Origin of the sequence: Devosia sp. 67-54 (genome assembly GCF_001899075.1) — a bacterium.
Lineage (GTDB): Bacteria > Pseudomonadota > Alphaproteobacteria > Rhizobiales > Devosiaceae > Devosia_A.
Genome location: NZ_MKVA01000005.1, coordinates 480,915 through 495,108 on the forward strand (window position 1 = coordinate 480,915; position 14,194 = coordinate 495,108).

Consider the following 14,194-nt stretch of genomic DNA (forward strand, 5'->3'; position numbering starts at 1 on the left):
CTTAGGCGCGCGTTAAGCCGCCGCCGCTATGCTTAACGCCTGTTTGCGTATGCGTTGAGTAGCGGCCGGCGATGAGTGAGTTTGTGCGGCGGGCGAGCGTGCCGGTGCGGCCAATCCTGGCCGTGCTGGCTTGGCTTGCCCTCGCCTTCGCCGCGACCGCCGACGACCGCGTGCAACTCCAGGCCACGGCCGAGACCGGCTTCGGGCGGCTGGTGCTGGAGTTTTCGACCCGCCTCGACCTGCCGGGCTACAAGATCAACTACGACAACAACGTGCTTGCCGTGACCTTCTCGGGGCCGGTGAACATGGCGATGCCGGACATGGCGTCGACGCTGCCGCAATACCTCACCATCGGCCGCGTCGATCCGGACGGCAAGGGCGTGCGCTTCGGGCTCCGGAACCCGGTGACCATCCACAGCATGGAGGCGGGCGAAAAGCTGTTCATCGACCTGCTGCCGGTCGGCTGGCAGGGGCTGCCGCCGTCGCTGCCGCCGGAGGTGGTGGCGGATTTGGCGCGCCGCGCCAAGAATGCGGAGATCCTCGCCGAGCAGCGCCGCAAGGCGGAAGACGCCAAGGCGCTCAATCCGCGCGCGACCATCCATATCGGGCATAATCCGACGTTCTACCGCGCCGAGTTCGACTGGAGCACCGACACCAAGGCGGAGTTCAGCCAGGAGGGCAACACCGCCACGATCACCTTCGACTGGCCGGTGGCGGTGGATGTCGCCGACCTCGCGGCCGACATGCCGGCGCAGATCACCGCCGTCACCAATTCGGTGTCGCCGGCGGGCAGCTCGGTGGTGCTGACCCTCGCCGACGGCGTCGCGCCGCGCTTTTATGCGGCGGACCCGCAGCATTTCACCTTCGACGTGGACCTCGCGCCGGCCGAGATCGACAAGAACCGCGTGACCGCCGAAGTGGCGGCGAAGCGGGCCGAGGCTGAAGCGGCCGCCGAGGCGGCTCGGCAGGCGCAAAGCCAGACCTCGGCGTCGGCCGAGCTGCAGGCCACGCAAGGCACCGACGCACCGACCGGCGCGGCGATCACGCCGAAGATCGACATGGTCTCGGGGACGGTGCGCATGATGTTCCCGTTCGAGCGCGACACGGCCTCGGCCGTGTTCCGGCGCGGCAATACGCTGTGGATGCTGTTCGACACTCCGACGCAGATCAACCAGCCGGCGCAATCGCCGGCGCTGTCGTCGATCGCGTCGGCCTTCGAGGTGACGTCGGCGGGAGAGACGCAGATCGTGCGGGTCGACCTGTCGACGGCCAAGCTCGCGACGCTGGCGTCGGAGGGGCGGTCATGGGTGCTGTCGATCGGCGACGTGCTGCTGGATGCGACCGAGCCGCTGGAGATGAAGCGCAGCCGCGACCAGGACGGGCATTTCGAAATGACGGCGCTGCTGGGCAAGCCGTACAAGGTGCACAGCTTCCGCGATCCGAATGTCGGCGACGTGCTCGACATCGTCACCGCCTATCCGCCGGCGCGCGGCACGGTGCGCGATCTCAGCTATGTCGATTTCGACGCGCTGCGCTCGGTGCACGGGCTGGTGGTGCGGCCGGACAATGACGAGCTCAAGGTGAGCATCGTCGACGACCACGCGCTGATTTCGTCGCCGGACGGGCTGTTCCTGTCGGACCAGAACGGGCCGCGGGCGCTCGATGCGGGGCGGGCGTCGGAAGTGCGCGACAGCTTCGTCGATTTCGCGGCGCTGAAGCAGGACAATCCGGCGGTGTTCAGCAAGCACGCCGAGGATCTGAGCGAGGTGGCGGCGAGCAAGGAAGGGCAGGCGCGCGAGGTGGCGCGCCTGACGCTGGCGCAATACTATATCGGCAACCAGTTCGGGCCCGAGGCGCTCGGCGTCCTCAAGGTGCTGGAGCGCGACCTCAAGACCGACGAGCTGCGCAAGAAGGTGCAGCTCAGCACTGCGATCGCCGACGTCATCGCCTATCGGCCCACCGACGCGCTGGCGATCCTCAACAGCCCCGGCTTCGCCGACGAAGTCGACGCCCTGATGTGGCGGACGATCGCGCGCACCGCGGCGCACGACTATGCCGGCGCCCGCGCCGATGCGCTCGCCTCGGATGCGGTGATCGAGAACTATCCGGTGTGGGTGCAGCAGAAATTCCTGTTCGCGGCGACCCGCGCCGCGCTCGAAACGAACGACCTCGCCTCGGCGCAGAAATACCTCAAGCTGATCACCTTCGCGCAGCTCTCGCCCGAGGATGTGACGCTCTACCAGCTGTTCCAGGGACGCGTCGCCGAGAGCATGGGGCAGACGCAGCAGGCGCTCGACACCTACGGCCAGGTGATCGCCGCCGACGTGCGTCCGACCCATGCCGAGGCGGTGTACCGCACGCTGCTGCTGCTCAGGCAGACCGGCAAGATCGACCTCACCAAGGCGACGCAGACGCTCGCGGCCGAGGCGATCCTGTGGCGCGGCAACCCGCTCGAAGTCGACATGGACAAGCTCCTGGCTGAGCTCTATTTCGCCAACAAGGACTATCGGCTCGGCTTCGAGACGGCCCGGGACGCGGCGGCGCACAGCCCGCCGAGCAAGCCGGTCGACGATTTGCTGACCGAGACGCAGCAGCAGTTCACCGACCTCTTCCTCAATGGCGGGGCGAGCCAGCTCGGCGACCTGGACGCGCTGAGCCTCTACTACGATTTCCGCGAGCTCACGCCGGCTGGCGCCAAGGGCGACGAGATGATCCGCAACCTCGCGCGGCGGCTGGTGCAGGTGGACCTGCTGGGGCAGGCGGCCGACCTGCTGCAATACCAGATCGACAACCGGCTGAAGGGCGTGGCGCAGGCGCAGGTGGCGGCGGACCTGGCGCTGATCCGCATCGCCAACCGCGACCCGGAAGGGGCGCTCAAGGCCCTCAACCAGACGCGCATGGCCAATCTGTCGCCGACGCTGGAGCGGCAGCGCCGCATCCTCGAGGCGCGCGCGCTGATCGACGCCGACCGCGAAGACCTGGCGCTCGACCTGCTGGCCCGCATCGACGGCCGCGACGCCGATCTGCTGAAGGTGGACGGCTACTGGAAGGCCAAGAACTACAGCGCGGCGTCGGACCTGCTGGAAACCATCTATTCCGCCGATCCGACCGAGCCGCTGAACCAGGACGCGCGGATGAACATCGTCAAGGCGGCGGTGGGTCTGGTGCTGGCCAACGATCCGCTGGGGATGAGCCGGCTGCGGGCGAAGTTCTCGGAGCGGCTGGCGCAGACGCCGGAAGGTCCGATGTTTGCCTACATCACCAGCCCGGACGCGCAGGTCACCGGGCTCGAATTCAAGGCGGCCGCCAAGGCGGTGGCGAGCATCGATACGGTCACCGGCTTCCTCAACGCCTACCGCAAGATCTATCCGGTCGATCCCAAGATCGCGCCGGCCGAGGCGAGCGCCAAGGCGGCGGTGTAGCCGGCGGCTAACTGCCGGTGAAGCTGCGCACGAGCGAGCCGGCGACCAGGTGCCAGCCGTCCACCAGGACGAAGAAGATCAGCTTGAACGGCAGCGAGATCACCACCGGCGGCAGCATCATCATGCCCATCGACATCAGCACCGAGGCGACCACCATGTCGATGATGACGAAGGGCAGGAACAGCAGGAAGCCGATCTCGAAGGCGCGGCGGAGCTCGGAGATCATGAAGGCCGGGATCAGGATCTTCAGCGGGATGGTCTTGGCGTCGGCCGGCGGCGGCTCGTTGCTGAGGTCGTAGAACAGCTGCACGTCCTGCTCTCGGACGTTGGCGGCCATGAAATCGTGCAGCGGCACCGAGCCGCGGTCGAACGCCTCCTGGAACTGGATCTGGCCGGCGAGAAGCGGCGCCACCCCCTGGTCGTAGGACGCCTGCAGCGTCGGCTGCATGATGAAGAAGGTCAGGAACAGCGCCAGCGACACCATCACCGAATTGGGCGGCGCGCTCTGCAGGCCGAGCGCCGTGCGCAGCAGCGACAGCACCACCACGATGCGGGTGAAGCTCGTCACCATGATCAGGATCGAGGGGGCGAGGGCGAGGACGGTGATGAGGCCGACGAGTTGGACGGCGCGCTGGGTCAGCGTCGTATCGTCGCCGAAATTGACCGAGATGTCCTGCGCCTGCGCGACGGAGGGAAGGGCAATGACGGCAAGGGCGAGCGCTGCGAGCAGCAGGCCGCGGGGGAGGGCTCTAGCTGTCGGTGCCGCGCCGGAGACCGCGGAGGAGCCTGCTTCTGCCGCCAAAGGGGGTATGCCCACTGCCATTTGGCGTGGGTTTAGCTGAGTCGTCGCCGGCCCCCGCGGAATTCTCGACGCGCAGCCCCGGGCCCATGGGGATAACCTTGTCGCTGCCGTCGACCGGACGCAGCAGGTTGGTGTGGCGCAACGAGGTGCGCGGTGTCAGCGGCGCCGGGCGGGCAAGGTCGCGCAGCCGGTCGACCGCCTCGCGCGGCACCGGCCGCTCGGGCGGGGTCGGGGTGCGGATGTCGGAAGGCTCGGCGGCGGCAGGTGCGGCCGGTCGCTGCGGACGGCGGGCGGCAGGCGCCGGCGCCGGTTCGGGCGCGGCGATGCCGGATTCGATCACCAGATCCTGCGGACCGCCGGTCATGATCAGGTGCTCGACGTTGTCCCGGCGGATGATCACCACCTGGCGCTTGCCGTCGACCATGGCGGTGTCGACCACCTGCACGCGCTTGCGCGCGGTGCCGAGGCGGGCCGTGCCCCGCGTCAAAAGCTTGAGCAGCCACAAGCCCATAACGATCAGGACGAGGACGATGCCGAGGGCAAAAGCGGAGTGCAGAAGGGTGTTTTCCGACCCGCCGAACAGGGACGCGATGAATTGCATATCGAAATGCTCCACGGTCGCCGTCCCCCTTTACGACCGAACCTAAGCAGAATTTGCCGAGTCTTACCGGCAGATTGTGCAAAATGCGAGACGAAGGCAGCACGTTCCCATGTGGTTAACCAGCCCTTAACCATCGCCCGGCAAAGTTTGCCTACCGTGGTGAACAGAGTCTGAAGATGGCCGGACTAGGAAGCATTCCGCTGCTGCAGGCGCTGACCGACAAGATGCGCTGGCATCAGTCGCGCCAGCAAGTGCTGGCCGAAAACATCGCTAACGCCGACACGCCCGGCTACATCGAGCGCGACCTCAAGCCGCTCAGCTTCGACGACCAGGTGCAGTCGGTGGCGCAGGTGAGCGTCGCCCGCACCAGTCCGATGCACATTTCGGTGTCGAGCGCCGGCGACACCGGCGGGTTCGACGCCGCGCGCGAGACGCCCTTCGAGATCACCCCCAGCGGCAACGGCGTCACGCTCGAAGACGAGATGATGAAGGTCGCCGGCAACGACATGGACTACCAGACGGTGACCGCGCTCTATACCCGCTCGATGGCGATCCTGCGCACCGCCCTTGGGCGCTCGGCCTGAGGATCGCCCAGATGACGGATTTCCTTTCTTCACTGAAAATCGCCGCGACCGGCCTGCACGCGCAGAACGCGCGCATGCGGGTGATCGCGGAAAACCTCGCCAACGCGGACTCCGCCGGCAAGACGCCGACCGACGAGCCGTACCGGCGCCGCATCCCGACGTTCAAGGCGGTGATGGACGCCGACGCCGGCGGCGAGGTGGTGAAGGTGGGCAAGATCGCGCTCGACCAGACCGCCTTCCAGGAGCGCTACGAGCCGGGGCACCCGGCGGCCGACAAGAACGGCTACGTCAAATATCCGAACGTCGATCCACTGATCGAGGCGATGGACATGCGCGAGGCGCAGCGCACCTACGAAGCCAACCTCAACGTCATCACCGTGACCCGGCAGATGCTGGGGCGCACCCTCGACATCCTCAAGGGCTGAGCGGAGTAGAATCAGCAGATGACCACGCCGTTCAACGCCGTCGCCGCGGCCTACAGCAACGCCTCCAAGCTGATCACCGACGCCGCCAAGCCTTCGAGCGGCGCATTAGGGCAGGCGGGACAAGCGCCTGATTTCGGCAAGCTTCTGGCCGACCAGGTGCAGGGCGTCATCGACTCCGGCAAGGCCTCGGACAAGATGTCGCTTGATCTGCTCAACGGAAAGGCCAACGTCGTGGATGTCGTCACCGCCGTCAGCCAGACGCAACTGGCGATGGAGAGCATGGTGGCGATCCGCGACAAGGTGATTTCCGCCTATGAGGAAATCATGCGGATGCCAATCTAGGATACTCGCATGAACGGCGCCCAGGTTCTCGATATCGCCCGTGACGGCATATGGGTGATGGTGCTGGTCGCGGCGCCGATGATGCTGGTCGGGCTGGTGGTGGGCATCGTCATCGCGCTGGTGCAGGCGCTGACGCAGATCCAGGAACAGACGCTGGTGTTTGTGCCCAAGATCCTCGCGATCTTCGTCACCATGCTGATCGCACTGCCATTCATGGGCGCCACCATGTCGAGCTTCATGACGCGGCTGGCCGACATGATCGTGACCGGCGGATGATCTCGCTCAACTGGCTGCCCGAGACGGCCTATTTCTACGTGCTGATCTTCGCGCGGGTCGGCAGCATCCTGATGCTGCTGCCGGCGCTGGGCGAAATGACCATCCCAGCGCGCATGCGGCTGAGCTTTGCGCTGGTGTTCAGCCTGGTGCTCTATCCGCTGGTGCAGCCGCAGCTTCCGGCGCTGCCGAGCGAAGTGCTGCAGACCATCGTCTATCTCCTGCACGAGATTGCGGTGGGGCTGATCCTGGGGGCCATCATCCGTTTCGTCACCATGGCGGCCGCGGTGGCCGGCGCGGTGATCGCGTTCCAGACCGGGCTGTCGGGCGCGCAGGGGGCCGATCCGATCAATGGCGGCACGCAGGGTGCGCTGATCGGCGCCTTCCTGTCGATGCTGGGGGTGACGCTGATCTTCGCCACGGATTTGCACCATGTGGCGCTGATGGGGATCCGCGACAGCTACATGATCTTTTCGCCCAAGGAGCCGCTGATGTTCGGCGACGCCGCGCAGATGGCGGTGCAGTCGGCGGCGTCGGCGTTCGTCATCGGCGTGCAGATGTCGGCGCCGTTCATCGTGCTCGGGCTGGTGTTCTACCTCGGCATGGGCCTTTTGGCGCGGATGATGCCGCAATTGCAGGTGTTCTTCGTCGCCATGCCGGCCTCGATCTGGGTCGGGCTGAGCCTTGTGGCGCTGCTGCTGTCGATGATGATGGGCTGGTACCTCACGCATTTCCAGAATGAGCTCGAGCTGTTCCGGGGGCGGTGATGAGCGACGAAGCGCCGGAACAATCCTCGAAAACAGAAGACCCGTCGCAGAAGAAACTCGACGACGCGCACAAGCGCGGCGACGTGGTCAAGAGCCAGGAGGTCAACAACTGGTTCATGATCGCCGGGTCGGGGCTGCTGTTCTCGCTGATGGCGGCGCCGACGACCACTGGGCTCGCGACCTCCCTCAAAACGCTCCTTGCCAATGCCGATCAGTTCGATATCGGCGGGCCGGCGCTGACGAATTTCTTCACCGGGCTCGCCGTCACCATCCTCACCGTGGCGCTGGTGCCGCTGACGGTTCTTATGGTGTTCGGCATCGCCGCCAATCTGGTGCAGCACCGGCCGCTGCTGTCGCTCGAGCCGATCACGCCGAAATTTTCCAAGATCTCGCCGATCCAGGGCGGCAAGCGGCTGTTCTCGCGCGACGCGCTGGTCAATTTCGTCAAGGGCCTCGTCAAGCTGGGCGTGGTCGGTGGCGTGGTGTTTGCGGTGATGTGGAGCGACCGCGACCGGCTCGAGATGATGGTGACGCTCGATCCGGGGGCGCTGCTGCCGACGTTCCAGGAGATGGGGCTCAAGATCTTCGGGGCGGTGCTGGCGATCGTCACGGTGATCGCGCTCGCCGACTACGTCTATCAGCGGCAGCGCTGGTGGACGCGGCTCAAGATGACGGTGCAGGAGGTGCGCGACGAGTACAAGCAGATGGAGGGCGACCCCAAGATCAAGGGCCGCATCAAATCCATCCGCAACGAGCGCAGCCGGCGCCGCATGATGGCCAACGTGCCGAACGCGACGGTGGTGATCACCAACCCGACGCACTTTGCGGTGGCGCTCAAATACGACCGCTCGATGTCGGCGCCGCTCTGCCTCGCCAAGGGCGCCGACGACGTGGCGTTCCGCATCCGCGAGCTGGCGAAGGCGCACGACGTGCCCATTGTGGAAAACCCCCCGCTGGCGCGGGCGCTGTTCGCCTCGGTCGATGTCGACGAGAGCATCCCGACCGAGCATTTCAAGGCGGTGGCGCAGGTGATCGGCTTCGTCATGCGCATGCGCGACAAGCGGGCCTGGAAAGCATGAGGATTGCGGGCGCAGTGGCTTCTGCGCGCTAGAGGGTGACTCCGCCATTTGCTAGAGCTTTGGGGCGGTGATTCGGCCGCGAGCGAGGGGCGAATGGATGTCCAGCATGCCGGCTGACGAGGACAACTATCCGAGCCCGCTGCTTTCCCGCACCCGCAACATCTCCGGCCTGTGGCGCGTGGTGGCGCTGGCCGCGGCGTTCATCGTCGTGGCTGTGGCGATCTCGACGCTGGGCGAATACATCCCGCCCGACGTGATCCTGGTGTTCGTCGGCCTGCTCGCGGTGGTCGGCGTGTTCTGCCTGTTCGCGCTGACGGCGGGGATTTTCCGGTTCTCGTCGGCGGGCGAGACGCAGACCCTGTCGCGCGCCATCGTCGACAGCCTGCCGTTCGGGGCCGTGGTCAGCGACCGCGACGGCCGCATCTCCTACGTGAACGCACAGTATGGCGAGCTGGCCGGCGGGGTGAGCGAAGGGGTGCCGGTCGGGGTACCGCGGCTGTTCGCCGGGCAGCCGGAAGCCAGCGAGGCGATCTATCGGCTGTCGCGCGCGGCGCGCGATGGCCGCCCCGCGACCGAGGACGTGCGGCTGGTGGGCGGTCTCGGCGGCTCGCTGGGCGGCTCCAACAAGCCGGTCTGGTACCGGCTGGCGGTGCGGGCGCTGCCGCAAACCGAAGATGCTGGCAGGCCGCTGGTACTGTGGTCGGTCGAGGACATCACGCGCGACCGCGAGCGGCAGGACAACGCCTTTCTCGAGCTGCAGCGGGCGATCGACTATCTCGACCACGCGCCGGCCGGGTTCTTTTCCGCCGATCCGCAGGGGCGGGTGCAGTATCTCAACTCGACGCTGGCCGACTGGCTGGGCCACGACCTCGCCGAGTTCGAGGCGGGCACGGTGCGGCTCGGCGACATCGTGCGCGGCGACGGCGCGAGCCTGTTGATGCGCGGCCGGGCCGACGGCGAAATCCGCACCGAGATCATCGACATCGACCTCGTCAAGCAGAACGGCACCTCGTTTCCGGTACGGCTGCTGCACCGGGCGGCGCGCATGGCCGACGGCGAGCTGGGCGAGACGCGGACGCTGGTGCTCGACCGGCGCAACGGCGTACAGGGCGAAGAGGCGCTGCGTGCCTCCGAAATCCGCTTTTCGCGGTTTTTCAACGACACGCCGTTCGCCATCGCCACCCTCGACAAGGATGGCCGCATCATCCGCACCAACGCGCCATTCAGCCGCATCTTCGACTGGTCGGGCAGCGAAAAGCCGCTCGACCGGGTCGCCATGCCGGAGCTGCTCGGCGAACAGAGCCGCGCCCGCTTCGCCGAGGCGTTCGAGGCGGCGCTCGCCAACAAATCCGAGATCGAGCCGGTCGACGCGCAGCTCAGCCGCGAGGGCGAGCATGCCATCCGGCTCTACATTTCCGGCTCCGAGGAGGCCGAGGGGTCGCCCGAGCGGGTCAACGTCTACGCCCTCGACATGACCGAGCAGCGCAAGCTCGAGGCGCAGTTCGCGCAGGGCCAGAAGATGCAGGCGGTGGGCCAGCTCGCCGGCGGCGTGGCGCACGATTTCAACAACGTCCTCACCGCCATCATCGGCTTTTCCGACCTGCTGCTGCTCAAGCACAAGCCGGGTGATCCGAGCTTTGCCGATCTGATGTCGATCAAGCAGAGCGCCAACCGCGCCGCCGGCCTCACCCGGCAATTGCTGGCGTTTTCGCGCCGGCAGACGCTGCGGCCGCAAATCCTCGAAATCCCGACGCATGTCGACGATCTCACGGTGCTGCTCAAGCGGCTCATCGGCGAGCAGATCGCGCTGCACGTCGATCACGGTCCGGCGATCTGGCCGGTGAAGGCCGATCTGGTGCAGCTCGAGCAGGTGGTGGTGAACCTCGTGGTCAACGCCCGCGACGCGATGCCCAATGGCGGCTCGATCACCATCCGTACCCGCAACGTACCCGAGGCCGAGGCGGCGGGGCTCAGCTACACCGGCATGCCGGCCGCCGACTACGTGCTGATCGAGGTGGAGGACACCGGCACCGGCATGACGCCGGAGATCATGGAGAAGATCTTCGAGCCGTTCTTTTCCACCAAGGAGCTCGGCAAGGGCACCGGGCTCGGCCTCTCCACCGTCTACGGCATCATCAAGCAGACCGGCGGCTTCATCTATCCCGAATCCGAAGTCGGCAAGGGCACGGTGTTCAGGATCTTCCTGCCGCGGCACGTGCCGGCGGAGGGCGAGGTGGTCGCCCGGCAGCAGGCCGCGGTGGTCAAGGACCTTACCGGACATGAACGCATCCTCTTGGTCGAGGACGAGGACAATGTCCGCTCGTTCTCGGCGCGGGCGCTGCGCGCCACCGGCTACGAGGTGTTCGAGGCCGACAGCGGCGAGGAGGCGCTCGACGTCCTGGCCGATATCGGCGGGCAGATCGACCTGATGATCTCGGACGTGGTGATGCCCGAGATGGACGGGCCGGCGCTGCTGATCAAGGTGCGCGAGCGGCTGCCCAACCTCAAGGTGATCTTCGTGTCGGGCTATGCCGAAGAGAGCGTGCGGCAGGACATCGCCGACGACCGCTCGGTCGAGTTCCTGGCCAAGCCGTACTCGCTCGACCAGATCAACTCCAAGGTCAAGGAAGTGCTGGGCAAGGGCGCGCAGACGCTGCAATAGAACGGCGTCGCAGCCTATGCACGCCAACGCGCGACGGCGGGTTTGGTGACGTCAGGCCGGCAGCGGCGTGTTCGACTCGACCAGGCCGGCGGTGACGAGATCGCGCCACAGCGCCGGCGGGATCGGCGTCGTCCACCAGTCGAGGTTCTGCCGCAGCTCGTCCGGCGATTTCGGGCCGGTCAGCACCGAGCACACCACCGGATGGGTCAGGGCGAATTGCAGCGCCGCGGCGCCGAGCGGCACGCCGTGGCTGCGGCAGACCTCGCGCAGTGCCTCGACGCGCGCCATGATCTCCGGCGGGGCGGCCTGGTAGGCGCCGGTCGCCGGCCCCCAGATGTTGGTGCCGGCGAGGATGCCGGCGGCGAACGGGCCGGCGGCGATCACCGAGGTGCCGCGCTCCCGGCAGGTGGTGAACAGCGGATCGAGCGGGGTCTGTTCGAGCAGAGTGTAGCGGTTGGCGAGCAGGAAGACGTCCCAGTCGCCGATCGCGAGCGCGTCCATCAGCACCGGCCATTCGTTGACGCCCAGCCCGATGGCCGAGATCAGCCCCTGGCGGCGGAGCTCGTCGAGCGCGCGGTAGCCGCCGCCGGCGAGGTCGGCCCAGTGCCGGCGGTTGCCTTCGACGCCGTGGGTCTTGGTGCCGATGTCGTGCACCAGCAGGATGTCGATCTTGCCCAGGCCCAGCCGCTGCAGGCTGTCCTCGAACGAGCGCATGATGCCGTCATAGCTGTAGTCGTAGGCGATCTCGAACGGAAAGGGCTGCGTCCAGCCGTGCTGCACGGTCCGCTCGGCATCCGAGCGCACCGGCCGCAGCAACCGGCCGACCTTGGTCGAGAGCGCGAACGGCTTGTCGGAAAAGCGCAGGGCATCGCCGAGCAGGTGCTCGGCGCGGCCGAAGCCGTAATGCGGCGCCGTGTCGAAATAGCCGATGCCGGCGTCGAGGGCGGCGTGGATGGTGGCGATCGCCTGCTCGGGTGGCACCATAGTGCCGCCGGCGCCCACCAGCGTGGCGCTGCCGAAGCCGAATTCGGTGACCTCGAGCGCCGTCCTGCCGACCTTGCGCTTGTTGAACACGACCATTGGAATCCTCTGCATTCGGGCGAGCGGACACTGACATGTTAGTGCCGCCCGGCAAAGCCGTCTCGACACAATAATTGGTCGCATGCGGCGCATGCCAAAAAGCAAGGGGCACGCCGAAGCGTGCCCCCCGCCGAGGAGACTGATGTTCCGGCGACCTACTTCTGGATGCAGGTGTCGGTGTTGTCCTTGGTGCACTCGTCGAGGCCGGTGAACACCGGATCGTCGACCTTTTCGCCCTTGATCAGGCTGATCATGACCGAGGGCGCCTTGTAGCCCATCTCGAACGGCCGCTGGCCGACGAGGGCGGTGACGAGGCCTTCCTTGGCGATCGCCACTTCGTCGCCGATGGTGTCGGCGGCGCCGATGGCGAAGCTGTTGCTGGCCAGCTTGTCCTTCAGCGGCCCGACGAGGTCACGGTAGGGCTGCGGCGCGCCGAACAGCGGCCAGCCGCCCATGATGCCGAAGGCGACGAGGTCGGGGTTGGCGGCGAGGATGTCGGTCATCGCCTGCACGCCCTTGGCGCCGTCGTCGTTGGTGAACACCGGGCAGCCGGGCGCTTCGGTCCAGCCGCCTTCGCCGGCGAGGGCAGTCAGCCCGTCCTTGCCGGTCAGCGCGTCGCGGAAGCCCTGGGCGCGGCGCAGGATGTTGTCGGCGGCGGGGTTGCCTTCGATGGTGCACACCTTGCCGCCGTTCGGGATCGCCTTCTTGACGTACTCGCCGATGCGCTTGCCCATCAGGTAGTTGTCGGTGCCCAGATAGCTCTTGCGCAGACCGGCGTCTTCCTTGGCGAGATCGGCGTCCACGGTCATGACCGGGATCTGCGGATTGGCCGATTTGATGGTCTGGGCGATCAGCGGCGCGTTCGAGGGCGAGATCGCCATGGCCGCGGTGGTCGGCTTGGCCAGCATGTCGGCGACGATCTGCGCCTCGCCGGCTTCGTCCGACGTGGACGCCGGGCCGGTGTAGAAGCATTCATATTCGGAGCTGGCATTCTCCGAATTCCACTTCAGGCAGCCTTGGTGGATCGCTTCGAAGAAGGGGTTGTCGAGCCCCTTCACCACGATCACGAGCTGCTTCTTGTCCTGCGCAACCGCCGGCCCGGCCAAGGCCAGCGCGGCGGTCGCCGCCAGCAGAATGAGACTCTTCATCGGTAGTCCTCCCTTTGAACGGAGGGTTCGTTCCCGGCGCCGCCCCAAGACGGCCACCGGCCTCCAAACGACCCTACGGGGGCGAGCTAAGCAAGCTGAGGCACGTTCGTCAATAATAAGTCATACTTTTTATTGACTGCGCACGCGTTGACGACCAATTTGACCGCTGCAAGGTTTGCGCGGGGTCGGCCTCGGGGGAGAGGCCTTCATCGTTGGCGGGGCAGGCCAGCCGAAAACCGGCTGGCGACAGGGGAGGGCTGACGCAACGTGCCGGTTCTTGAACTCAACAATATCTCGAAGCATTTCGGGGCGATCCACGCGGTGAACGAGGTGTCGCTGTCGCTCGAGCCCGGCGAGGTCGTCGGGCTGATGGGCGACAACGGCGCGGGCAAGTCGACGCTGGTCAAGATGATGGCGGGCAATTTCCTGCCGAGCTCGGGGTCGATGAAGCTCGACGGGCAGGAGATCGCGCTGAGCCGGCCGGTCGACGCGCGCCGCCACGGCATCGAGATCGTCCACCAGGATCTGGCGCTGTGCAACAATCTGACGGCGGCGGCCAACGTCTTCCTCGGGCGCGAAATGCGCAAGGGGATGGGGCCGCTGCGCGTGCTCGACTACCAGGGGATGTATCGGCGCGCGGCGGAGCTGTTCACCGAGCTCAAATCGGAAACGCGGCCGCGCGACCTCATCCGGCAGATGTCGGGCGGCCAGCGCCAGGCGGTGGCCATCGCCCGCACCATGCTCAGCAAGGCCAAGGTGGTGCTGATGGACGAGCCGACCGCGGCCATCTCGGTGCGGCAGGTGGCCGAGGTGCTCAACCACATCAAGCACCTGCGCGACCAGGGGGTGGCAATCGTCCTGATCAGCCACCGCATGCCCGACGTGTTTTCGGTGGGCGACCGCGTGGTGGTGCTGCGCCGCGGCCGCAAGGTCGCCGACAAACGTATTGCCCACAGTTCTCCGGAGGAGGTCACCGGCCTCATCACCGGCGCGATCGAACAGGTGTAAC

General features: G+C 66.9%; 13 protein-coding genes. 9 read left to right on the forward strand and 4 right to left on the reverse strand.

Annotated elements, in window-relative coordinates:
* The first annotated feature begins 71 nt into the window (after window positions 1-71).
* Complete coding sequence (locus BGO82_RS07365) at window positions 72-3,422, forward strand: hypothetical protein (RefSeq protein ID WP_291304916.1); 3,351 nt, start codon at window positions 72-74, stop codon at window positions 3,420-3,422.
* A 7-nt stretch (window positions 3,423-3,429) separates the two neighbouring features.
* Here the strand turns inward: BGO82_RS07365 and fliP are convergent, their stop codons facing one another.
* The gene (gene fliP / locus BGO82_RS07370) at window positions 3,430-4,155 is read right to left on the reverse strand and encodes a flagellar type III secretion system pore protein FliP (protein WP_291305689.1); all 726 of its coding nucleotides are present in this window, start codon (window positions 4,153-4,155) and stop codon (window positions 3,430-3,432) included.
* A 16-nt stretch (window positions 4,156-4,171) separates the two neighbouring features.
* The gene (locus BGO82_RS07375; protein WP_291304917.1) at window positions 4,172-4,840 is read right to left on the reverse strand and encodes a flagellar biosynthetic protein FliO; all 669 of its coding nucleotides are present in this window, start codon (window positions 4,838-4,840) and stop codon (window positions 4,172-4,174) included.
* 161 nt (window positions 4,841-5,001) lie between these two features.
* On the opposite strand from BGO82_RS07375, the gene flgB reads away from it, so the two are divergent.
* The 7 genes from flgB (at window position 5,002) to cckA (ending at window position 10,957) form a co-directional block, all read left to right on the forward strand.
* Window positions 5,002-5,409, forward strand: coding sequence for a flagellar basal body rod protein FlgB (flgB, locus tag BGO82_RS07380; RefSeq protein ID WP_291304918.1), 408 nt, complete (start codon window positions 5,002-5,004; stop codon window positions 5,407-5,409).
* 11 nt (window positions 5,410-5,420) lie between these two features.
* Entirely contained in the window at window positions 5,421-5,834 is a 414-nt protein-coding gene (flgC, locus tag BGO82_RS07385; RefSeq protein WP_291304919.1) for a flagellar basal body rod protein FlgC, read from the forward strand.
* 18 nt (window positions 5,835-5,852) lie between these two features.
* Window positions 5,853-6,176 carry a flagellar hook-basal body complex protein FliE gene (gene fliE, locus BGO82_RS07390; RefSeq protein ID WP_291304920.1) on the forward strand — a complete coding sequence of 108 codons (324 nt, stop codon included), beginning with the start codon at window positions 5,853-5,855 and terminating at the stop codon, window positions 6,174-6,176.
* A 9-nt stretch (window positions 6,177-6,185) separates the two neighbouring features.
* Window positions 6,186-6,452 carry a flagellar biosynthesis protein FliQ gene (fliQ, locus tag BGO82_RS07395; RefSeq protein WP_291304921.1) on the forward strand — a complete coding sequence of 89 codons (267 nt, stop codon included), beginning with the start codon at window positions 6,186-6,188 and terminating at the stop codon, window positions 6,450-6,452.
* A complete protein-coding gene (gene fliR, locus BGO82_RS07400) occupies window positions 6,449-7,216 on the forward strand; it encodes a flagellar biosynthetic protein FliR (protein ID WP_291304922.1) in 768 nt (255 codons plus the stop codon). Before fliQ ends, fliR begins: the two co-directional genes overlap by 4 nt.
* Window positions 7,216-8,295 (forward strand): flagellar biosynthesis protein FlhB, encoded by a 1,080-nt coding sequence (flhB, locus tag BGO82_RS07405; protein WP_291304923.1) that lies wholly within the window; start codon window positions 7,216-7,218, stop codon window positions 8,293-8,295. Before fliR ends, flhB begins: the two co-directional genes overlap by 1 nt.
* Window positions 8,296-8,401: 106 nt before the next feature.
* A complete protein-coding gene (gene cckA / locus BGO82_RS07410) occupies window positions 8,402-10,957 on the forward strand; it encodes a cell cycle histidine kinase CckA (protein ID WP_291304924.1) in 2,556 nt (851 codons plus the stop codon).
* Between the two features lie 51 nt (window positions 10,958-11,008).
* Here the strand turns inward: cckA and BGO82_RS07415 are convergent, their stop codons facing one another.
* Together BGO82_RS07415 and BGO82_RS07420 are read right to left on the reverse strand one after the other, a co-directional pair.
* The gene (locus BGO82_RS07415) at window positions 11,009-12,037 is read right to left on the reverse strand and encodes an aldo/keto reductase (protein WP_291304925.1); all 1,029 of its coding nucleotides are present in this window, start codon (window positions 12,035-12,037) and stop codon (window positions 11,009-11,011) included.
* Window positions 12,038-12,192: 155 nt separating this feature from the next.
* Entirely contained in the window at window positions 12,193-13,185 is a 993-nt protein-coding gene (locus tag BGO82_RS07420) for a sugar-binding protein (RefSeq protein WP_291304926.1), read from the reverse strand.
* Window positions 13,186-13,452: 267 nt separating this feature from the next.
* Here BGO82_RS07420 and BGO82_RS07425 point away from each other — a divergent pair, with 267 nt between their 5' ends.
* Window positions 13,453-14,193, forward strand: a complete 741-nt coding sequence (locus tag BGO82_RS07425; RefSeq protein ID WP_291304927.1) for an ATP-binding cassette domain-containing protein — start codon at window positions 13,453-13,455, stop codon at window positions 14,191-14,193.
* Window position 14,194: the final 1 nt, after the last annotated feature.

Bases quoted from the DNA above. Each gene is read 5' to 3' on its own strand.
- BGO82_RS07365 (WP_291304916.1), top strand. From the start codon at position 72: ATGAGTGAGTTTGTGCGGCGGGCGAGCGTGCCGGTGCGGCCAATCCTG.
- flgB (WP_291304918.1), top strand. From the start codon at position 5,002: ATGGCCGGACTAGGAAGCATTCCGCTGCTGCAGGCGCTGACCGACAAG.
- flgC (WP_291304919.1), top strand. From the start codon at position 5,421: ATGACGGATTTCCTTTCTTCACTGAAAATCGCCGCGACCGGCCTGCAC.
- fliE (WP_291304920.1), top strand. From the start codon at position 5,853: ATGACCACGCCGTTCAACGCCGTCGCCGCGGCCTACAGCAACGCCTCC.
- fliQ (WP_291304921.1), top strand. From the start codon at position 6,186: ATGAACGGCGCCCAGGTTCTCGATATCGCCCGTGACGGCATATGGGTG.
- fliR (WP_291304922.1), top strand. From the start codon at position 6,449: ATGATCTCGCTCAACTGGCTGCCCGAGACGGCCTATTTCTACGTGCTG.
- flhB (WP_291304923.1), top strand. From the start codon at position 7,216: ATGAGCGACGAAGCGCCGGAACAATCCTCGAAAACAGAAGACCCGTCG.
- cckA (WP_291304924.1), top strand. From the start codon at position 8,402: ATGCCGGCTGACGAGGACAACTATCCGAGCCCGCTGCTTTCCCGCACC.
- BGO82_RS07415 (WP_291304925.1), bottom strand. From the start codon at position 12,037: ATGGTCGTGTTCAACAAGCGCAAGGTCGGCAGGACGGCGCTCGAGGTC.
- BGO82_RS07420 (WP_291304926.1), bottom strand. From the start codon at position 13,185: ATGAAGAGTCTCATTCTGCTGGCGGCGACCGCCGCGCTGGCCTTGGCC.